21 protein-coding genes are annotated in these 18,703 nt (G+C 65.3%); 8 read left to right on the top strand and 13 right to left on the bottom strand.

Annotated elements, in window-relative coordinates:
• Positions 1–43: 43 nt before the first annotated feature.
• The 6 genes from fliN to ACVIYL_RS16025 form a co-directional block, all read right to left on the bottom strand.
• Positions 44–394, bottom strand: coding sequence for a flagellar motor switch protein FliN (gene fliN / locus ACVIYL_RS16000; RefSeq protein WP_028333458.1), 351 nt, complete (start codon positions 392–394; stop codon positions 44–46).
• Positions 395–414: 20 nt separating this feature from the next.
• Complete coding sequence (locus ACVIYL_RS16005) at positions 415–1,038, bottom strand: FliH/SctL family protein (protein ID WP_092089185.1); 624 nt, start codon at positions 1,036–1,038, stop codon at positions 415–417.
• The gene (gene fliG, locus ACVIYL_RS16010) at positions 1,038–2,123 is read right to left on the bottom strand and encodes a flagellar motor switch protein FliG (RefSeq protein ID WP_018273552.1); all 1,086 of its coding nucleotides are present in this window, start codon (positions 2,121–2,123) and stop codon (positions 1,038–1,040) included. Before fliG ends, ACVIYL_RS16005 begins: the two co-directional genes overlap by 1 nt.
• A gap of 1 nt (position 2,124) precedes the next feature.
• Positions 2,125–3,753, bottom strand: a complete 1,629-nt coding sequence (gene fliF / locus ACVIYL_RS16015; RefSeq protein ID WP_456779106.1) for a flagellar basal-body MS-ring/collar protein FliF — start codon at positions 3,751–3,753, stop codon at positions 2,125–2,127.
• A 173-nt stretch (positions 3,754–3,926) separates the two neighbouring features.
• The gene (gene sciP / locus ACVIYL_RS16020) at positions 3,927–4,202 is read right to left on the bottom strand and encodes a CtrA inhibitor SciP (RefSeq protein ID WP_002714638.1); all 276 of its coding nucleotides are present in this window, start codon (positions 4,200–4,202) and stop codon (positions 3,927–3,929) included.
• Positions 4,203–4,377: 175 nt separating this feature from the next.
• On the bottom strand, positions 4,378–5,238 hold the full coding sequence (locus tag ACVIYL_RS16025; protein WP_456779107.1) for a LysR substrate-binding domain-containing protein: 861 nt from the start codon (positions 5,236–5,238) through the stop codon (positions 4,378–4,380).
• An 80-nt stretch (positions 5,239–5,318) separates the two neighbouring features.
• Here ACVIYL_RS16025 and mdcA point away from each other — a divergent pair, with 80 nt between their 5' ends.
• From mdcA to ACVIYL_RS16040, 3 genes are read left to right on the top strand one after another with little or no spacing between them, the layout of a single operon-like run.
• On the top strand, positions 5,319–6,974 hold the full coding sequence (mdcA, locus tag ACVIYL_RS16030) for a malonate decarboxylase subunit alpha (protein ID WP_456779108.1): 1,656 nt from the start codon (positions 5,319–5,321) through the stop codon (positions 6,972–6,974).
• A gap of 12 nt (positions 6,975–6,986) precedes the next feature.
• Positions 6,987–8,246 carry a malonyl-CoA decarboxylase gene (locus ACVIYL_RS16035; protein WP_456779109.1) on the top strand — a complete coding sequence of 420 codons (1,260 nt, stop codon included), beginning with the start codon at positions 6,987–6,989 and terminating at the stop codon, positions 8,244–8,246.
• A gap of 33 nt (positions 8,247–8,279) precedes the next feature.
• Positions 8,280–9,059 carry an alpha/beta fold hydrolase gene (locus ACVIYL_RS16040; RefSeq protein ID WP_456779110.1) on the top strand — a complete coding sequence of 260 codons (780 nt, stop codon included), beginning with the start codon at positions 8,280–8,282 and terminating at the stop codon, positions 9,057–9,059.
• A 59-nt stretch (positions 9,060–9,118) separates the two neighbouring features.
• On the opposite strand, the gene ACVIYL_RS16045 is transcribed toward ACVIYL_RS16040, so the two are convergent.
• Entirely contained in the window at positions 9,119–10,339 is a 1,221-nt protein-coding gene (locus ACVIYL_RS16045) for an OpgC domain-containing protein (RefSeq protein WP_456779111.1), read from the bottom strand.
• An 827-nt stretch (positions 10,340–11,166) separates the two neighbouring features.
• On the opposite strand from ACVIYL_RS16045, the gene ACVIYL_RS16050 reads away from it, so the two are divergent.
• A complete protein-coding gene (locus ACVIYL_RS16050; protein WP_456781837.1) occupies positions 11,167–12,138 on the top strand; it encodes an AraC family transcriptional regulator in 972 nt (323 codons plus the stop codon).
• Between the two features lie 215 nt (positions 12,139–12,353).
• Here the strand turns inward: ACVIYL_RS16050 and ACVIYL_RS16055 are convergent, their stop codons facing one another.
• The 3 genes from ACVIYL_RS16055 to ACVIYL_RS16065 form a co-directional block, all read right to left on the bottom strand.
• Positions 12,354–12,605, bottom strand: a complete 252-nt coding sequence (locus ACVIYL_RS16055) for a hypothetical protein (protein WP_456779112.1) — start codon at positions 12,603–12,605, stop codon at positions 12,354–12,356.
• 152 nt (positions 12,606–12,757) lie between these two features.
• On the bottom strand, positions 12,758–12,979 hold the full coding sequence (locus ACVIYL_RS16060) for a DUF6894 family protein (protein WP_028333448.1): 222 nt from the start codon (positions 12,977–12,979) through the stop codon (positions 12,758–12,760).
• Positions 12,980–13,138: a hypothetical protein gene (locus tag ACVIYL_RS16065; RefSeq protein WP_375167052.1), complete on the bottom strand. Its 159-nt coding sequence runs from the start codon at positions 13,136–13,138 to the stop codon at positions 12,980–12,982.
• 179 nt (positions 13,139–13,317) lie between these two features.
• On the opposite strand from ACVIYL_RS16065, the gene ACVIYL_RS16070 reads away from it, so the two are divergent.
• From ACVIYL_RS16070 to ACVIYL_RS16080, 3 genes are all read left to right on the top strand, one after another.
• Positions 13,318–13,503 carry a DUF3606 domain-containing protein gene (locus tag ACVIYL_RS16070; protein ID WP_028333447.1) on the top strand — a complete coding sequence of 62 codons (186 nt, stop codon included), beginning with the start codon at positions 13,318–13,320 and terminating at the stop codon, positions 13,501–13,503.
• 1 nt (position 13,504) lies between these two features.
• Complete coding sequence (locus tag ACVIYL_RS16075; protein ID WP_456779113.1) at positions 13,505–13,681, top strand: DUF2934 domain-containing protein; 177 nt, start codon at positions 13,505–13,507, stop codon at positions 13,679–13,681.
• 114 nt (positions 13,682–13,795) lie between these two features.
• The gene (locus ACVIYL_RS16080) at positions 13,796–14,140 is read left to right on the top strand and encodes a DUF1236 domain-containing protein (protein WP_028333446.1); all 345 of its coding nucleotides are present in this window, start codon (positions 13,796–13,798) and stop codon (positions 14,138–14,140) included.
• Between the two features lie 85 nt (positions 14,141–14,225).
• Here the strand turns inward: ACVIYL_RS16080 and ACVIYL_RS16085 are convergent, their stop codons facing one another.
• From ACVIYL_RS16085 to ACVIYL_RS16095, 3 genes are all read right to left on the bottom strand, one after another.
• Positions 14,226–14,444 (bottom strand): hypothetical protein, encoded by a 219-nt coding sequence (locus tag ACVIYL_RS16085; RefSeq protein WP_018273549.1) that lies wholly within the window; start codon positions 14,442–14,444, stop codon positions 14,226–14,228.
• A 360-nt stretch (positions 14,445–14,804) separates the two neighbouring features.
• The gene (locus ACVIYL_RS16090) at positions 14,805–15,518 is read right to left on the bottom strand and encodes a flagellar hook assembly protein FlgD (RefSeq protein ID WP_016844363.1); all 714 of its coding nucleotides are present in this window, start codon (positions 15,516–15,518) and stop codon (positions 14,805–14,807) included.
• 10 nt (positions 15,519–15,528) lie between these two features.
• Complete coding sequence (locus tag ACVIYL_RS16095) at positions 15,529–17,127, bottom strand: flagellar hook-length control protein FliK (protein WP_456779114.1); 1,599 nt, start codon at positions 17,125–17,127, stop codon at positions 15,529–15,531.
• Between the two features lie 358 nt (positions 17,128–17,485).
• Between ACVIYL_RS16095 and mnmA the strand changes: the two genes are divergently transcribed.
• Positions 17,486–18,682 (top strand): tRNA 2-thiouridine(34) synthase MnmA, encoded by a 1,197-nt coding sequence (gene mnmA, locus ACVIYL_RS16100; RefSeq protein WP_456779115.1) that lies wholly within the window; start codon positions 17,486–17,488, stop codon positions 18,680–18,682.
• The last annotated feature ends 21 nt before the right edge of the window (positions 18,683–18,703 follow it).

Raw genomic sequence — 18,703 nt, forward strand, 5'->3', positions numbered from 1 at the left:
GTTCGTCTGGTCGCGCAGGTCCCGCGCGTGACCGCCTGAGTTATTAAGAGCGTTCTGCCTTGATGATTTCGGTCATGGTCACGCCGAGCTTGTCTTCCACCAGCACCACTTCGCCACGCGCCACCAGGCGGTTGTTGACGTAGATGTCGATCGCCTCGCCGACGCGGCGGTCGAGTTCGAGCACGGTGCCCGGTCCGAGTTTCAAGAGGTCGCCGACGTCCATCTTGGAGCGGCCGAGCACCGCCGAGACCTGCACCGGCACGTCGAACACGGCCTCCAGATCGGCCGCGATGCGCGCGGCATGTTCGTCCTCGTTGTAGCCGATGTCGTCGATGGTGGGCGCGTCGGCGGAATTGAGATCGGGAAGCGGGACTTGGGTGTCGGTGTCGGTCATGGTTCAGCCCTCAATCGCCTTCAGCCGGCCTGGCCGCGGGACGCCAGATAGCGCCCGACGAGTTCGTTGATCTTTGCTTCGATCGCGGCGCGTTCCAGCACGACGCCGCCATCGGCCCATTCGATCCGGCAGTCGCCGGTCGCAATCGTCGGCTCGGCCAGGATCACCAGCCGGCCCTGAAAGCCGGAATGCGCCGCCATCCGCTCGATATTGTCGTGCGCCGCCTCGTAGAGCGCGTCATTGATGCGGACCACGAGATGCGGTGTCGCCACCAGATGCGAGAAGCAGTCGGAGACCAGCGCGGTGATCTCGCCGAGCGGCTCGCGCGCGATCAGCTCGGAGCAGAGCTTGCGGGCGACCGCCACCGCGACGTCCACCGCCTCGGTCTCCATCCGCGTCTCGATGCCGGCGAAGCGCGCCGCGATGCCCTTGATCGCGGTGCCGATCTCCTCCAGCGCCTGCGCGGCCCGGCGGTCGCTCTCGACCTTGGCCTCGCGCAGCGCGGCCTCGTAGCCGGCGCGATAGGCCCGTGCCTCGGCGTCGGCGACCTTCTGTGCGACCTCGGCCGGCGTCGGCGCGCGTTCGCGCGCGCGGTCTGGCGCCGAGAAGTCCGTGTCGAACAGGAATTTTGCGGGCGCGGCCATCAATACACCAGCTCGTCGTCGGCGCGGTTCTTGGTCAGCGTGATCTCGCCGCGGGCGGCGAGGTCCTTGGCGAGGTTGACCAGAAGCGCCTGCGCCTCGTCGACGTCGCGCAGCCGCACCGGACCCATCGCGGCCATGTCGTCCATCAGCATCTTGCCGGCGCGCGAGGACATGTTGCCGAGGAAGAAGCTGCGTACCTCCTCGTTGGCGCTCTTCAGCGCGACGCCGAGCTTGTCCTTGTCGATGTTGCGCATCAGCGTCTGGGCCGAGGCGGTATCGAGCTTGATCAAATCGTCGAAGGTGAACATCAGCGCCTTGATGCGCTCGGCGGATTCGCGGTTTTCCTCTTCCAGCGAGGTGATGAAGCGGGTCTCGGTCTGGCGGTCGAAATTGTTGAAGATCTCGGCCATCACCTCATGGGCGTCGCGGCGGCGGGTCTGCGACAGGTTCGACATGAATTCGGTGCGCAGCGTCTGCTCGACGCGCTCGATGACTTCCTTCTGCACCGCTTCCATCCGCAGCATGCGGCCGACCACGTCGAGCGCGATGTCCTCGGGCAGGATCGCGAGCACGCGCGCGGCGTGCTCCGGCTTCAGCTTCGAGAGCACCACGGCGATGGTCTGCGGGTATTCGTTCTTGAGGTAGTTGGCGAGCACCTCTTCCTGCACGTTGGAGAGCTTCTCCCACATGTTGCGGCCGGCCGGGCCGCGGATCTCGTCCATGATGCCGGAGACGCGCTCGGCCGGCAGGTATTGCTGCAGCAGCCGTTCGGTGGCGTCGAAATTGCCCATCAGCGCGCCCGAGGCGGACATCCGCGAGACGAATTCCAGCATCAGGTCCTCGACCACGTCGGCCTCGACGGTGCCGAGCGTCGACATGTGGACCGACAGCTCGCGGACCTCCTCGTCGTCGAGCATCGACCAGATCTTGCCGCCATACTGCTCGCCGAGCGCGAGCATCAGGATTGCCGCGCGCTTGGGGCCGGGCAGCGGCTTGCCCTTGGGCCGGGCGCTTTGCCGGTTCGCCAGCGTCGAGAGGACAGTGGCGATGTCGTTGGCGTTGGTGGTCTGGGGTACGGCGGCCATGTCAGTTCTCTACCGGCTCGCTCAGCCATTGACGGACGATGGAGACGGTTTCGTTCGGATTGCGTTCGGCGAGCTCGCCGACCCGGTGCACGGCCTGGGCGTGGACCTGGCCCTGGATCTGGGCGACGTCGATCAATTGCGCCGCGCCGCTGCCGCTCGGGATCAGCGCCTGACCCGGCGTTGCGGCGCTCTCGGCATGGGCTTCCGCCAGCGCGGGCATGCCCGCGCCGGTCAGCGTCGGAATGACGTCGGCCGCCACGATGCGCTTGACCAGCGGGCGGACCACCATGAACAGCACGACGAGGCCGAGCATCATCATGACGCCGAGCTCGATGACGTACATCACGTCATCCTTGGTGAATTGCAGCATGCCGAGCAGGCCGGTCGGCTCGGCGATCGGCTGCGCAGCGGGCGGCTCGGCGAAGCGCAGGTTGACGACCTCGACCTGGTCGCCGCGCTTCTGGTCGAAGCCGATCGCGGAGCGGACCAAAGCGGCGATGCGGTCGAGCTGCTCCTTGGTGCGGTCCTGATAGACCAGCTCGCCTTTCTCGTTCTTGGAGTAGCTGCCGTCGACCAGCACCGCGACCGAGATGCGGTTGACGCGGCCGGCCTCGGTCACCTCGGTCTTGGTGGTGCGGGAAATCTCGTAATTGTTGGTCTCTTCGCTCTTCTTGCTCTGGTCGCGGGCGCGGGCGGCGTTGTCCTGGTTCTGGCCGCCCGGCAGCTCGTTGGCGACGGTGACCTGGCCGGAATTGTCGGCGGTGAGGCTACTTTCCTCGCGGGTCTGGGTCGAGCGCAGCACCCGTCCTTCGGGGTCGAACTTGTCCGAGGTCTGGGTGATTTTGTTGTAGTCGAAGTCGGCGGAGAGCTGGACGCGGGCGCGGCCGGCGCCGACCACCGAGGAGATGATGTCCTCGACCTGCTTGCGCATCCGCTTCTCGAAGGCGGCGCGGCGCTCGTCGCCGACCGCGGCGTCGGCATCGGACTGGGCGCCGTCGGCGAGCAGTTGCCCGGCCTCGTCGACGATCGAGACCCGCTGCGGCTTCAGCCCGTTGACCGCGGAGGCGACGACGTGGCGGATCGCCCGGATCTGCTGCGGCTCCAGCGCGCCGCGCACCCTGAGCACGATCGAAGCTGATGGTTCAGGCGTCTCGCGCGAGAACAGCGGCTTCTCCGGCAGTACCAGATGGACGCGCGCGGCCTGGACGCGGTCGATGGCGCGGATGGTGCGGGCGAGCTCGCCCTCCAGCGCCCGCAGATGATTGATGTTCTGGACGAAGCTCGTGGTGCCCAGGGCATCCGACTTGTCGAAGATCTCGTAGCCGACGCCGCCGCCCTTGGGCATGCCGCCCTCGGCGAGCTTCATCCTGAGCCGCGTCACCTTGTCCTTCGGCACCATGATCGCGGCGCCGTCATTGCGCAGCTCGAACGGGATCGCCTGGCGTTCCAGCTCCTTGATGATTCCAGAGGAATCCTCGGTCGACAGGTCGGTGAAGAGGGTGGTCATCTGTGGCGTCGTGACGCGCATGATGACGAAGGCGAAGAAGCCGATCAGGGCCGCGGTGACCGCAACCATGGCCGCGAGGCGGGCCGCACCAAGACCTCTTAGGAAAGCAACCAGACTTTGCACCAACGGCCCCCAGGATTCGGCCCGCGCGGGTCCGACTGGGCAAATATTGCCTAGGGTATGGTTTCCATATGGTTAACGAAGGTTAAGGACCGCGGCAAAATCGCGGACATGAAAAAAACCGGCTTCGCAAGGCGAGGCCGGTTTTCGTCAAATGCCACAGGATCGGCGCCGAATTACTGCCGATATTGCTGGATGCGGGTGGTGCGCAGCCCGGCCAGACCGTGCTGGTCGATCGAGAACTGCCAGGAAAGGAATTCATCGACGGTCAATGTGTAGCGGCTGCAGGCCTCCTCGAGGGAGAGCAGGCCGCCGCGGACCGCAGCGACGACTTCGGCCTTGCGGCGGATGACCCACCGTTTGGTACCGGGAGCCGGCAAATCCGCAATCGTTAACGGGCTGCCGTCAGGCCCGATGACGTATTTCACCCTCGGGCGATGGGGTTCTGTCATGGCGTACTCACAAACTCTCAACCACTGAACTCGCAAGGGGTAAGCTACGCCTCCCGGTTTAAAATTTGCCTAAGCCCAAGCGTTCAATACGAATCTCGTTGGAACGGCCGGGAACATTCGGGTCTGCCCGCCGTCGGGCAGACCGGCGCGCGGCGCAATTCGCGGTTCGGCGCGCTCAAATCGTGGGGCGCAGGGGACCGCGCGCCAGCGTCAGCAAGGCATCGGCGAGCGCCTCCGAGGCCTTGTCCGGCCGTCTTTTCTCGTAGATGGCGAATTCCAGATCGGGAAGCGGCGGCAGGCCGTCGCCAATTCCGAGAACGCGCAGGCCCGTGGTGACCGCGCTGAGCGGCAGCGGGGTGACGGCAAGTCCCGCGACGGCGGCGGCACGGACGCCGGTCAGGCTCGGGCTGGTATAGACGATCTCCCAGCCGAGCTCGCCGTCGCGCAGCGCGGAGAGTGCGGCGTCGCGCGACACCGATCGTTCGCGGTACAGCGCCAGCGGCAGCGGCGCGCCGGGAACGAGATCGAACGTTTCCGCCGCGGTCCACACCAGCGGTTCGCGCCACACCAGACGGCCTTTCGACGTTCCGAGCGGCCGCTTGGCGAACACCAGATCGAGCCGGCCCGCATCGAGCTGCTCGATCAGTTCGGCGCTGACACCGATCTGCACCTCGAGCTTGACCCCGCGATGCAGCGCGGCGAAGCGGCCCAGCGCCGACGGCAATGAGCCGCCGGCGACTTCCTCGACCACGCCGAGACGGATCGAGCCGGACAGCCGCGGCGCCACCAGCCGCTGCCGCGCCGCTTCCTCGAGCTGCAGCAAACGCCGCGCATCGCCGAGCAGCATCTCGCCTTCGTCGGTCAGCGCGACGCTGCGCGTCGTGCGCCGGAACAGCGGCCGCCGGGTCTCGAGCTCGAGCCGCTTGATCTGCTGGCTGATGGTCGACTGGGTCAGATGCAATTGCTCGGCGGCGCGGTGGAAGCCGCCGCAATCGGCGACCGCGACGAAGGCCCGCAAAAGTTCGAGGTCGAGCATCGATTAATCCATATCTGTAATCAATCATATTATAGAATATCGTTTCTATTATCAATTCCGCCCGCCTACCTTCGCTTCAGATGATCAAGCAAGGAGAGGCCATCATGTCGGAGACGACACCACGAACCGATCGCACGGCGCGCCTCGTGCGCGCGCGAACTGTCTGCGGCACAAACGGAAAGGTCTGCCCGCCCGACCGCGCGATCGAGCTGCTGGAGGCGGTTATCGCATCCGGCGACCGGGTGGCACTCGAGGGCGATAACCAGAAACAGGCCGACTTCCTAGCCGCGTGCCTCGCCGGGGTGGACCCGGCGCGGGTGCATGATCTGCACATGGTGCAGTCGGTGCTGGCGCTTCCCGATCATCTCGCGGTGTTCGAGCGCGGCATCGCCAACCGCCTGGACTTCGCCTTTGCCGGCCCGCAGAGCCGCCGCCTTGCCGAGCTCGTCGCCGCCAAGACGCTGCGGATCGGCGCGATCCATACCTATCTCGAGCTTTACGCGCGGATGCTGGTGGACCTGACGCCGCAGGTTGCGCTCATCGTTGCCGACAAGGCCGATCGCGACGGCAATCTGTACACCGGTCCGAACACCGAGGACACGCCGACCATCGCCGAGGCCGCGGCGTTCCGCGGTGGCGTCGTCGTGGCGCAGGTCAACGAGATCGTCGATCGTCTGCCGCGCGTCGACATCCCCGGCGACTGGGTCGATGTCGTGGTGCCCGGTCCGAAGCCGTATGCGATCGATCCGCTGTTCACGCGCGATCCCGCCAAGGTCAGGGACGAGAATGTCCTGATGGCGATGATGGCGATATCGGCGGTGTACGAACCTTATCAGGTGACACGGCTCAATCACGGCATCGGCTATGCCACCGCGGCGATCGAGCTGATCCTGCCGACCTTTGCCGCCAGGCGCGGGCTGAAGGGCAAGGTCGCGCGGAATTTCGTGCTCAACCCGCATCCGACGCTGATCCCCGCCATCGAAGCCGGCTTCGTCGACAACGTCTATTGCTTCGGCTCGGAGCTCGGCATGGAGCGATTTGTCGCCAGCCGTCCCGACGTGTTTCCGGTCGGCGCCGACGGCAATCTGCGCTCCAACCGCGCGCTGGCGCAGGTCGCCGGACAATATGCCTGCGACCTGTTCGTCGGCGGCACCTTGCAGATCGATCCCGAGGGCAACAGCTCGACCGCCACCAAGGACCGCATCACGGGCTTCGGCGGCGCGCCGAACATGGGTGCCGATCCGCGCGGCCGACGCCACGACAGCGTTGCCTGGCTGCGTGCCGGCGAGGAAGCAGGCGAACGCCTGCGCGGCCGCAAGCTGGTGGTGCAGATGGTCCAGACCCGGCAGCCGAACGGCGCGCCGAGCTTCGTCGAGCGCCTTGACGCGTTCGACCTCGCGGCCTCGGCCGGCTTTGCGCTGCCGCCGGTCATGATCCATGGCGACGATGTCACCCACGTGATCACTGAGCGCGGCGTCTGCAACCTGTTGCGTTGCCGCTCGCCGCAGGAGCGCGAGGCCGCCTTGCGTGCGGTCGCCGGCGACACCGAGTTCGGCCGGCGGCAGGACGCCGGGACGACCGACGGTCTGCGCCGCCGCGGCATCGTGATGCTGCCGTCCGATCTCGGCCTCGACGTCGAGACGGCGACGCGCGACTGGCTCGCCGCGAAATCCATCGACGATCTCGTCGCCGCATCGGGCAACCTCTACACGCCGCCCGCCAAATTCCGCCGCTAGAAGGAGGCTCCCATGACCCACGCCGAGCACATCCCAGGCAGTCCACCGGCCTCACTCGACAAAGCGAGGCAGCTCGCCGCGGCATTGTTGTCCGAGCGCGGCGAAGCGTCAGGCGCCCTGATCGCGCGCCAATTGCAGCAGACCATGCGCGCGCTCGATGCCACCGGCCGGCACGGCTTTCAACGCTATCTGGCGAGCGCGTTCCAGCCCGACGCGACGGCGCTGCAGGATGCGGCGAAGCGCTATCTTGCCGACGGCACCGCGGCGGCCGCGGCCGCCTTGGCCGACGCCGCCGATCCGCCGCGCCAGGAGGTGCTGCGGCGGATGAATATGGCGCCCGGCGGCACGGCGAGCCTGATCGCGATGCGCAGCGAGATCGCCGGCCGTCTCGGTCCCGAACCGGAGCTGAAGCTGCTCGATGCCGATCTCAAGCATCTGTTCGTCTCATGGTTCAATCGCGGCTTCCTCGAGCTTCGCCGCATCGACTGGCAGTCGCCGGCCGCCGTGCTCGAGAAGCTGATCGCCTATGAGGCGGTGCACGAGATCAAGGGCTGGGACGATCTGCGCCGCCGCCTTGCGCCCGACCGCCGCTGCTTTGCCTTCTTCCACCCCGCGCTGCCCGGCGAGCCGCTGATATTCGTCGAGGTCGCGCTGGTGCAGGGATTGGCCACCGCCGTGCCACCGCTGCTGGTGCAGGATGCGGATCAAGACAGCGCAGGCCTCAGGGCCGCGCATGCCGACACCGCGATCTTCTATTCGATCTCCAACTGCCAGGACGGACTGCGCGGCGTGTCGTTCGGCAATTTCCTGATCAAGCAGGTGGTCGAGGAGCTGCAAACGGAATTCCCGCAGCTGAAGCGCTTCTCCACGCTGTCGCCGATCCCGGGTTTCCGGCGCTGGCTCAGCCAGCAGCCGCAATCCGGCGGCAACGAGGTCGCGATGCTGCGCGAGCTGGAGCGCGAGGGCTGGTGGCACGACGCGGCGACCTGCGAGACCTGGCGTCCGGTCCTGATGAAGCTGTGCGCGCAATATCTCACGCGCTCGCCGGCGTCAGGAAATCGCATCGATCCGGTGGCGCGCTTCCATCTCGGCAACGGTGCCCGGCTGGAGCGGATCAATTGGCTCGGCAACACGGCCGACCGCGCGATGGCGGAATCCTTCGGCATCATGGTCAACTATCTTTACGATCACGACAGCATCGAGCGTAACCATGAGGCCTTTGCGCGCGTAGGAGAGATTGTCCGTTCACCGCAGGTGGACGCGCTTCTCTGATTTTCAACTCAGCATACATAACGGAGCAGTAACATGATGATGAACAGACGCGCCTTCTCGACCGCCTTGCTCGCTGGAGCTGCGGCTTCACTGGTGTCCACGCGCGGCATGGCCGCCACCACGCCGCCGGTCAAGGCGCGCAACGTCGTGCTGGTGCACGGCCTGTTCGCCGACGGCTCCTGCTGGTCCGAGGTCATTCCGCGGCTGCAGGCCGCCGGGCTCAATGTGACGTCGGTGCAAAATCCGTTGACCACGCTGCCTGAAGCGGTTGCCTCCGCGCAGCGGGTGCTCGATCGCCAGGATGGTCCGACCGTGCTGGTCGGTCATTCCTTCTCCGGCATGATCGTCACCGAGGCCGGCGTGCATCCGAATGTCTCGGCGCTGGTCTATGTCGCGGCGCGCGCACCCGATGCGGACGAGGATTACACCGCGCTGGCCAAGACCTATCCGACGCCGCCGGCGAGCGCCGGCATCGTGTTCGACGGCGACGAGGGCCGGCTCAGCGAACAAGCGTTCCTGCGCGATTTCGCCGGCGACCTGCCGGAGGCGAAGGCGAAGGTGCTCTATGCCGTGCAGCAGCCGTTCCACAAGCAACTGCTGGCCGGCAAGACCAGCCATGCGGCCTGGCGCAGCAGGCCGAGCTACTACGCCGTCTCGACCGAAGATCGCACCATCAATCCGGATCTCGAGCGCTTCATGGCCAAGCGGATGGGCGCCACCACGATCGAGGTGAAGGCCAGCCATCTCGCGCTGATCTCGCAGCCGGACGCGATCGCGCGGCTGATCCTCGACGCCGCGCGGCAGTCGAGCTGAGCGTCGGCGTTGACCGTGCGTGGGAGAGCATCCGCTTCTCCCGCGCACGATGACGCGCTCTAGAGGATATGCGCGCCATGACCGTCGAAGATGCCGCGATCGCCAGCGCGCGGCACAAGGTCATGTCCGGCGGCATCGACATCCGGCGGCCGGGCGCGCTTGGTGCCGAGCGTGTTCAGCAGCGTCGCGACCGCGGTCATCACAAGGACACCGGCAAGACTGAGTCCGATCTGCATCGAGAGCCGGTTCGAGATGTCGAACAGGTCGCATTGGCTGGCGAGCGCCAGCAGGACGCCGAGACAATAGATCGGCAGCGAGTTCTCGCCACAACGCCTCGCGCTGCGCAGCATCGGCGTCGACAGTCCCTGCCAGCCCGCTGGAACGAGCCATGACACCACGATGGCAAGTGCCAGAAAATGCAGCAGCCGCAACGGGCTCAAATTCGACTTGTCCATCGGAAACAGCAGATCCGTCAGCGCCTGCGGCAGCAGCGGCGGCTTGATGCCGTGGCCCAGCGCAACGACGAGGCCGAACGCGAGATAGAGCGCGGACAGAACCAGCGCAGGGCGCGACGTCACCCATCCCTGGATGGTCCTTCCCTCGATGACGTACCATGCGCCCAGCACGACCGGAAGCTGCCAGGCCAGTGGGTTGAAGAACCAGACGCCGTCGGGCCAGGCGGGAATGCTCCAGCCGAAGACATGCACCAGCGCATAAAGCGACAGCGAAAGACCAAGCGCCAGGTTCGGCGCTCGCAGCAGCAGCCACAGCAGCGGTGCGAACAACACGTGACAGATCACAAAGACCGGCAGCACGTCGGTATTGACAGGGTGGAATTGCAGCACCGCGGCGTGCGCAAGCGCTGCGCCCGGACGTTCGAACAGAACCCGCGTATTGCTGTCGTCGGCGAGACGGTCGCTGCCCGCGAGGTAGACGACGATCGCGCAGGCGAGCGTCAGCAGCAGAAAGGCGGCATAGATATCCCATCCTCGCCGCAGCGAACGGCCGATCATGCCGCGCCAACCGTCGCGCTGACGCGCCCTGCCGTAGGCCAGTGCGCAGGTGACGCCCGAGATGAACATGAAGATTTCGGCGGCATCGCAGAAGCCGTAGTTGCGCAGGGTCAGCCAGCTTCCGACGTTGTCTGGAATGTGATCGAGAAAGATCCACCACAACGCGATCCCGCGACAGACATCGATGCGCGGGTCGCGGCCGGTCGATCTGAACTCCGGCGGAGTCTCGCCGAGCAATCGCTTCGAGCTGCGGGTTCGATCGTGCATCTATCGATCTGTCTGGCGGGCGCGCAGCCTCATCGGACCCAGGTCCATGAGACGCCCGGGTGCTCCGAGGCGTGCGCGTGCCGGACTAGCCTCCGGCCAACCTGTATGATTGTGCGCTCCAGCTGCTACCCGAGGGTTGGCGGCGCTTCCGCCGGCCAGCCGCAATCACGGGGACCGGGTGGATCGCTATCCTCTGACGGCGCCGCCTGCGCGACGTCGCCGATGGCCGGCAACAAATGCTGCTTTCGCATTTCGGCGAGGCGGGCGCGACAGTATTCACGATAAAGCATGTCGAATATGATGGACATGATCGAACGCCTTCTTGATCACTAGGTTGACTTTCCCACGTGACAGATTTCGACCATTTCAACCGGCGGCGATAACCGACAGTGCCGCAGGCAGTCCGACGCAACCAAAATCGATATCAGTCGTTCTACTGAATGACCTGCGCGTGGCGTCTTAGCCAGGAAACCGCGTACGGGGGCACGACACTGATTTGCGCTTGCACGCTGCCCGGAATGTTTGAAACGGATCCGATGGCAGCAATTATAAATAGAGCGATCGCGACTGCTTCTTCTTAAAAGGGAAATTTGCCGCGATTTTCATGATGTCATTATATACGTAATATTCTAATCACCAAGTGAACCAGTTCACATCAGCATCAATCACAGGCGAGCAAGACTAGCAGACCGGTAGCGTGACTTCTTGGACTCATGCGCACGGATCGAGCGAAGGCCGGTGCGTGAATCGCAAAATGCAGATACTGACTGTGGAGTGCCGCAGCATTTCATTCTGGTGTTTTGTGAAGGCTGGAGGTCCCCATGCCGATGGACGCAGCCAATTTCGCATCGTATCGATTTTCGACGTGCGAGCTTCCGGAACGCATTCGTATCCCGCTCTGGCGCGAGCACTTTGGCCGATGCATCGTGCACGCCGATATCGAGCCTCTCTCGAACGTTTCATTCCAGGCCGATGCGTCGCTGCGAGCGGTTCAGGGTCTACGCTTGCTGGCGCTGAAGGGCACGTCGATGCGGTTCAAGCGTTTGCAGGCGAACCTTGCCGATGGCGATGACTCCATCGGGGTCATCTTCTGCTCTCCGGGCAGAGGTCAGCTATCGCAGCGCGGCCGGGACGCCGATTTTCGCGCCGGCGATGCAATCGCAATTCTGCATTCCGAGCCCGCCAGCGTCACCTATATCGACGGGTTGCAATTCGGCCTGGCCGTGCCGCGCGAGGCGCTTGCGCAGCGCGTGAGCGACGTCGAAGGCCTGGTCATGCGGCCGATTTGGCACCGGACAGAGGCATTCCGACTCTTTATCTCATATCTGAAATCGGTGCTCAAGACGAAAGCGCTGAGCGCGCCGAAGCTTCGCGATACGGTCGTGACCCATATCCACGATCTCATCGCGCTCGTGATCGGCGAGTGTGCCGCGCTGGGCGAGAGCAGCGCGAGCGCCGTTGTCGCTGCGCGGCACCGTGCCGTGCTCGACTACATCGCCGCACACTTTGAGGAGCCCGGGCTCAACGTTCAAACGGTTGCGCGTGGCCAGGGCATCTCGTCGCGCTATCTGCAGCGCCTGATGGCGTCATCAGGACCGTCATTCACCGAGCGCTTGAATGAATTGCGGCTCCAGCGGGCGCTCAAATTGCTCACCGAGCCAGATGCCGGCCGTCGGCGAATTTCCGATATCGCGCTCGAGGTCGGTTTCTCGGATGTTTCGCATTTCAACCGTCTGTTCCGAGCCCGCTTCGGCGATTCGCCACGCGGTGTGCGGCTCGCACGAAAGGGCTCTCACTGAGCCGCCGCCCCTGATCGGGATGTGCGCGAGATGCTGCCTGGGACGCTCCGGAGCGAAGGGCGAGGTGGGTTGAAGCCGGCTGCAAGTCTGGTTGGGGCAAAACCCGACGGTGGGGCAGGCCCGAGCCTCGAACGCCTCTCGCGGCTGCGCGCGCATTAGCTTATGTGAATCGAAGCAACTTATGTGAATCGGAGCAACTTATGTGAATCGAAGCGCTATGGCGGCGGCTCTGCTCCGGGAGTGGCGAGCCATTGGTCGATCTGGACGGCGCGCTCGGCCTCACGGGCCTTCTTGAGAAGTCGTTCCCGCTCGGTGCCGGGAGGCAGATGCGAAGCCCTCGCGCGGGCCGCTTCCTCCAGCTGAATGAGGCGGTATGCGAGCGTCGTGGTTTGCTTGAAGCGATTGCGACGTTTCATGTGTGCAATTGGTGTTTCAACCCTGATGTAGGTCCGAACCGCGCTCGTCATCGTTTGTTCCTATTGAACGGCGGGGCGTGGCCTGTCCTGGTCGCGCCCTTGAGAGCACCATGCGGCGGGCCGGCCAGGGAATGCCGGACATCGGCCGGCAGCGTCGGTCTGCGGGAAGCGAGCCGAGCCGAGATGAGAACGATCGTTCCCCGTCAGACGCTCGTCGAAGCCAGCGGGATGCGGAAGAGCTCGCTATCGCCCGCATCGCGAACCGAAATGAAATTGCCGTCGCGAACCATCTCCGGCTTTTCGGTCCCGATCCGGTGAGCGATGAAGCTGCCGTGATCCTGGGCGTCCTTGTCGTCGGCACAGTCGTGACCGACGACGTCGTGTGCGGGGATGTCGCCCGCGAGATGGAAGAAGTATCTGGGCATCTAGGTCAGCTTGTCCAAATTGCCGAACGGCTTCGCGGGCGGCGCGTTCTCGGCCTTCTTGATCTGCTGCGCGCCTTCCTTGGCAAGCCTGCCATCGTTGATGATCTCGGCGATGAGCTGCTTGACCCGTCCGCCGATCCTGTCTGCAATGCCTGTCATGGCTTACCTTTGTTCGTGCTGCCGCCCGCGGCCTCTCACGACTGAAGTATCGCTTGTGGAGAATGTTCCTCCGAGGGGTGAGGACCCAGCCATCCAAGAAAGGAACAAATGACTGTCCGGAAGATTGGATCGCCAGCAACGGCCGAGGCTCAGGCCGAGCGGTTGACGCGAGAAGTTCAGTGACGAAGCGCCTGACCAGGAAAGAGCAGTTCGATCGATCGAAGATCAACATGCATGATCTGCTTCAGGTGAGATGCTGGACACATGCCCTCGGCGTGTCGCGCGAACAGCTGCGTAAAGCCGTCGAGAAGGTCGGTGACTCGGCCGTGACGGTTCGCAAGGAGCTCGGAATTCCCGAGGAATGACATGGCCACCGAACAGCAGATCCGGGACTACGCGCGGCAGCTCTGGGAGAAGGCCGGAAAGCCCGACGGCAGGGACGAGGAATTCCGGCACGCGGCCGAGGTCGAGCTGAATGCGGAGAGCGAAAGTCCGGACGCGCCAACACTGGACCAGCCGAACAAGGCGTCCATTCCCGGATGAACGCCTTGGCGCGAGGAGCGCGCCGGCAACGCGATTGATCGGGATCCTCCGTTAGGAACATTGCCATTCTGTCGCGGTTCTCGAAACGCCGCATGGAGCGGTGAGGAGGACGTTATGAAGAAGCTGGTTCTGATTTCTGTTGCCGCCGTATTGGCGTCGACGGGCGCTTTTGCCCAGAGCACGATTGTCGGCACGACCGGTGCCGGACATGCCGCCACCGTGCAGATCGAGCCGCAATATCGCACGCGAATCCACAGCTATGTGACCGAACACAAGATCCGTCCCGTCGAGACGCGGGAGAGGATCGTCGTCGGCTCGCCTGTGCCGCGCGAGGTCGAGCTTGAAGCGGTGCCTGCCGATTGGGGCCCGTCGCTCACCAGATATCGCTATGTCTATACCGGCCAGCGCGTGATGCTGGTCGATCCCGACACCCGTACGGTCGTGCAGGAAGTCGAGTGAGGCCGCTCTGATGGCGGGCCGCCTGCAACGGCGGCGGCCCGCGCTCAAGCGCCGTTCCGTCAGCGGCCATCGACCGCGTCGGTCGTCAGAGACCGATGCTGGCCACAGCCGCTTCCGCGACGCCCTTCGCGTCGAGGGCGCCGGTCTTGCCGATCTCGATGACCTTGCGGGCCACGATCTCGCAAAGCGGATCGTTGCGATCGACCAGACCCATCGAATGCAGCGCCAGGCTGAACGCCCTGTTGAAGAGCTCGATTTGCTCCGGCGTGTATTCGCCCGTCTTCAGCAAGCGATTGATCGGCATTGTCGAGCCCCACAGCAAGCAGCCAAGTGACGTGGCTATAGCATGGAACCGTCGCGATCGGCACCCGGCTTTCCCTGCGCCCTCTACAACAGAGGCGAGACGAGAAGCAAAAGCTCGGGCAAATCATGTCGCGAGAATGCGATCGTGTGACCCACAAAAATCGTGCCACACACTCAGTGTCGTCCTGGCGAAAGCCAGGACCCATTACCCCAACTCTCAATTGTTGCGCGACGCTGGGGCCACGATCCCGTTCATCACCAAATGCGGTGGTTATGGGTCCTGGCTTTCGCCAGGACGACGATACAGTGTGGTGAGTGCGGTCGCCCGCTCAACGCGCAGCTACGGATCGTGGCAATGTGCTCAGCTCGAGCCAGTCGCCCCGCGCACCACGCGCTTGATCTTGTCGGTGGTGTAGGTCTGCCCGCCGATCGAGAGCAGCGGCGGGGAGGCGGTCAGATCGACGGAGTCGACAACGCCCTGCACCTCGGTCGAGATGGCGATCGGGTTGCCCTTGGAATCCTTGCCGGTGGCGGTCAGCGTGTAGGTGCCGGCCGGCCATTGCGTGCCGTCATTGCCCTTGCCGTCCCAGACGAAGCTGGCGTTGCCCTGCTTCAGGCTGAAATTGCCGGAATAGGCGGTCTGGCCGGTCGCGCTGGTGATCGTGATGGTGGCGCTGGTGGCTTGCGGGGACACCAGATTCCAGGTCGCGGATTTGTCGAACTGGGTCTTGCTGCCGTCGACCGCGACCGTGTTGCCGACATAGACCAGCGCCTGGGTCGACTGCGCGCTCTTCTCGATCTCGATCAGCGACTTCAGCTGATCGTTGGATTTCAGTTGCTGCTCGACGCCCGCGAACTGCACCAGCTGCTGGGTGAACTGGTTGGTGTCGAGCGGGTCGAGCGGGTTCTGGTTCTGCAATTGCGTGGTCAGCAGCGTCAGGAAGGTCTGGAAATTGTCGGCGATGCCCTGCGAGGAGGTCGTCAGGCCGCTGCCGCTGCTGCTTCCAGAGTTCGTTCCGTTGCTGGTGCCCGGTGCTGAGACGACGGGCGTCGGCATGGTTGCATCGACTGCCATGGTGAACTCCTTACACTCTGATATCGACGCCGCCGAGGGCGCCGGTTGCACGGCCGTAGGAGCGGCCCGCCGCTGCGGCGGGAACGCTCTCCTCCTCGGTGACGATCAAACGATGGGCGTTCGGATTGGACTGGCCATTGTTGTTCTGGCCCGACTGCGACTGGTCGCGCAGGCTGAACTGCAATCCGCCATTGCCGGTCGAGAGGCCGGCATTGTCGAGCGCGCGCTGCAGCTGGTTGGCGTCCTGGCGCAGCATCGACAGCGTTTCCGGGCGTTCGACGGTGAGATGCGAGGTGACCTGGCCGTTGCGATCGACATCGATGCGGACATCGATGCGGCCGAGCTCGGCGGGGTCGAGCCGGATCTCGAAGCGACTCTTGCCGCTCTTGGCGGAGGCGGCGATCTGCATCGCAAGCCCGCTGAGCGGCACGGCGGCGCTTTGCGCGGCGTTGGTCACGGTCAATTGTGCGGTCGCAGACGGCGTCGTCTGAGTGGTCGCGGGTTGCGGCTGCAGTGCGTTCGCTGCCTGCGCGCTGGGATCGGGGGTCGTGAGCTGGGTCTGCGCGGCGGCGTGGCCGCCGACCGCCGGTGTCGGCGCGGCATTGCCGTCGCCGCCCGCGTCGGCCTTGATGGCATCGGCGGCACCGTCGGTGGCGGCCTTCGCCTTGCCGGCAACGGCGGCCGGCTGCGCGGCGGCGGGAACGATGTTGGTCGGAGCGGCCTGCGCGGTGTTGGCGCTGCCCGCCGTGGCGCCGTCCTGATCGGCCGGCATCGTCGCCGTCGCGTCCTTCGCGGTGAGCTGTGTCTTGGCCTGCGCCGTCGTCTTGGTGGCGGGCGTTCCGGCGGCAACCGCGGCGGCGAATGTCGCATCGCCGCTCGCTGTCGCTGCGCCCGATGCCGTTGCCGCATCGCTGGTGGTGATGATCTGCGCGTCGGTCTTGACGCCGGCCGCCTTGGCGACCTTGTCGGCGTTCGCTGTGGTGGCCGCCGCCGCTGCGGTGTCGGCGCCGGCAGGCGCGCCGGTGCCGGCCGCCGCGCCGGTGCCGGCGATGGCCGAGCTTGCCGCGATGGCCGCCGCCGCGATCGCGAGCGGTGCGGCCGGCTGGTCCGACGGCGCGGTGGCCGCCGGTGTCGGGGCAGTCGCCGGTGTCGCGGCAACGGGAGCAATCACGGCATTCACGGTTGCCGCACCGGGATCCTGCTGCGCAGCGGGCTGTGTCGCGTCCGGCTGGTCACTGGTCGATTTCGCATCGGAGCTCGATTTCGAGTCGTCCGATTTCGATTTCGATTTCGACTTGGTCTTGGACGGCGCGTCGCTGTCGACCTTGTTGTCGTCGCGCGAACTGGCGGAATCCCGCGACATCCGGTCGGGGCCCGTGCTGGTGTCGCGGGGGCGTGCGTCGGTCGTCGAGGGCGGATCGTCGGACCGCCGCGAGGGCGCCGGCTGGGAGTCGTAGCGGCTGCTGTCGTTGGTGGACGCAGTGTTGCTGTCGACCAGCGCGGCAAAGCCGTCGTTCCCCGCCTGCGAAGCGGGATCGGGCCGCGCCGACCGCTGCGTCGCGCCCTGAAAAGACCGGCCTGCCAATGCTTCCGACGTGACGCTGACCACTGCCAACCCTCGCAAATGAGACTTCCGGCGTTTTGTCAGCAAGGAGTGGGCCAACCAGGGATGGCAATAAATAATGAGTTATTTCAGAAGGTTACGGGCTGCCTTGGCCGGCTGGAGCGGGTTCCCGGCAGGTCTCCTTTTTGCCCGGCGGCAAGATTTGCCGTCCAGGCGCGGCACGGCACGGCTTCCGCGGATTGCCTCACCGGAATACGGCCTATATTAAAGGTGGCCTCCAACGCGTCCGAACCGACCGAAGCGGCCTTGGATGTGTTCTAAGGCTCTCTGGACAAAAGGCTTTTTCCAATATCGTCGCGGAGCGTCTAAGCTCGCCGCGACAGTGACCAATGACCGCTTAAAGATGCTCAACAGTCTGGATCTCGAAGGCCGCCCTGAAGACACACGGATCGTCGTTGCCATGTCCGGCGGCGTCGACTCGTCGGTGACGGCTGCGCTGTTGAAGTCGCAGGGTTACGACGTGGTCGGGATCACGCTGCAGCTCTACGACCATGGCGCTGCGACCCATCGCAAGGGCGCCTGCTGCGCCGGCCGCGACATCCACGACGCGCGCAATGTCGCCGAGCGGATCGGCATCCCGCATTACGTGCTCGACTACGAAAGCCGCTTCAAGCAATCGGTGATCGACAATTTCGCCGACAGCTACGCGCTCGGCGAGACGCCGGTGCCGTGCATCGACTGCAACCGTTCGGTCAAGTTTCGCGACCTGCTCGCGACCGCGCGCGAGCTCGGCGCGCAGGCGCTCGCTACCGGCCACTATGTCGCCTCGCGGCGGCTTGCCGACGGATCGCGCTCGCTGGTCTGTGCCGCGGATGCCGATCGCGACCAGAGCTATTTCCTGTTCGCGACCACGCGCGAGCAGCTCGACTTCCTGCGCTTCCCGCTCGGTGACATGACCAAGCCGCAGACCCGCGAGTTGGCGCGGCGCTTCGATCTCGAGGTCGCCGACAAGCAGGACAGCCAGGACATCTGCTTTGTGCCGACCGGCCGCTACACCGACATCATCGGACGGCTGAAGCCGAATGCGATCGTGCCGGGCGACATCGTCGATCTCGACGGTCATGTGATCGGCCAGCACCAGGGCATCGTTCATTTCACCGTCGGCCAGCGCAAGGGGCTCGGCATTGCCTCCGGCAGCCCGCTCTATGTGGTCAAGCTCGATGCGGCGACGCGCCGTGTCGTGGTCGGACCGCGCGAGGCACTGCGGATGGATCGCATCGCGCTGCGCGACGTCAACTGGATCGGCGACGGCGCGCTGGATCGCGTGATCGGCGAGGGCATCGAGATCTATGTCCGCGTGCGTTCGACGCGCGCGCCGCAGCCGGCGTGGTTGCGCGCCGTCGATGGCGGCTATGAGGTCGAGCTCGTCGCCGGCGAGGAGGGCGTGTCGCCCGGCCAGGCCTGCGTGTTCTACGACGCGGCCTCCGGGCAGGCGCGTGTGCTCGGCGGCGGCTTCATCAGGAGTGCAAGCGCCAGCCGCGCAATGCGGACCGCGACGCAGGACGTGTTGGCGCCGCTTGCGGAAGCGGTTCGCGGATAGACAGAAGAAACGTCGGGGCAG

It is taken from the genome of Bradyrhizobium sp. USDA 3315, assembly GCF_054056795.1.

What these genes read in the sequence shown, in the direction of transcription:
- fliN (WP_028333458.1), bottom strand. Translation starts at nt 394, where the DNA reads ATGACCGACACCGACACCCAAGTCCCGCTTCCCGATCTCAATTCCGCC.
- ACVIYL_RS16005 (WP_092089185.1), bottom strand. Translation starts at nt 1,038, where the DNA reads ATGGCCGCGCCCGCAAAATTCCTGTTCGACACGGACTTCTCGGCGCCA.
- fliG (WP_018273552.1), bottom strand. Translation starts at nt 2,123, where the DNA reads ATGGCCGCCGTACCCCAGACCACCAACGCCAACGACATCGCCACTGTC.
- sciP (WP_002714638.1), bottom strand. Translation starts at nt 4,202, where the DNA reads ATGACAGAACCCCATCGCCCGAGGGTGAAATACGTCATCGGGCCTGAC.
- ACVIYL_RS16025 (WP_456779107.1), bottom strand. Translation starts at nt 5,238, where the DNA reads ATGCTCGACCTCGAACTTTTGCGGGCCTTCGTCGCGGTCGCCGATTGC.
- mdcA (WP_456779108.1), top strand. Translation starts at nt 5,319, where the DNA reads ATGATCAAGCAAGGAGAGGCCATCATGTCGGAGACGACACCACGAACC.
- ACVIYL_RS16035 (WP_456779109.1), top strand. Translation starts at nt 6,987, where the DNA reads ATGACCCACGCCGAGCACATCCCAGGCAGTCCACCGGCCTCACTCGAC.
- ACVIYL_RS16040 (WP_456779110.1), top strand. Translation starts at nt 8,280, where the DNA reads ATGATGATGAACAGACGCGCCTTCTCGACCGCCTTGCTCGCTGGAGCT.
- ACVIYL_RS16045 (WP_456779111.1), bottom strand. Translation starts at nt 10,339, where the DNA reads ATGCACGATCGAACCCGCAGCTCGAAGCGATTGCTCGGCGAGACTCCG.
- ACVIYL_RS16050 (WP_456781837.1), top strand. Translation starts at nt 11,167, where the DNA reads ATGGACGCAGCCAATTTCGCATCGTATCGATTTTCGACGTGCGAGCTT.
- ACVIYL_RS16055 (WP_456779112.1), bottom strand. Translation starts at nt 12,605, where the DNA reads ATGACGAGCGCGGTTCGGACCTACATCAGGGTTGAAACACCAATTGCA.
- ACVIYL_RS16060 (WP_028333448.1), bottom strand. Translation starts at nt 12,979, where the DNA reads ATGCCCAGATACTTCTTCCATCTCGCGGGCGACATCCCCGCACACGAC.
- ACVIYL_RS16065 (WP_375167052.1), bottom strand. Translation starts at nt 13,138, where the DNA reads ATGACAGGCATTGCAGACAGGATCGGCGGACGGGTCAAGCAGCTCATC.
- ACVIYL_RS16075 (WP_456779113.1), top strand. Translation starts at nt 13,505, where the DNA reads ATGGCCACCGAACAGCAGATCCGGGACTACGCGCGGCAGCTCTGGGAG.
- ACVIYL_RS16080 (WP_028333446.1), top strand. Translation starts at nt 13,796, where the DNA reads ATGAAGAAGCTGGTTCTGATTTCTGTTGCCGCCGTATTGGCGTCGACG.
- ACVIYL_RS16085 (WP_018273549.1), bottom strand. Translation starts at nt 14,444, where the DNA reads ATGCCGATCAATCGCTTGCTGAAGACGGGCGAATACACGCCGGAGCAA.
- ACVIYL_RS16090 (WP_016844363.1), bottom strand. Translation starts at nt 15,518, where the DNA reads ATGGCAGTCGATGCAACCATGCCGACGCCCGTCGTCTCAGCACCGGGC.
- mnmA (WP_456779115.1), top strand. Translation starts at nt 17,486, where the DNA reads ATGCTCAACAGTCTGGATCTCGAAGGCCGCCCTGAAGACACACGGATC.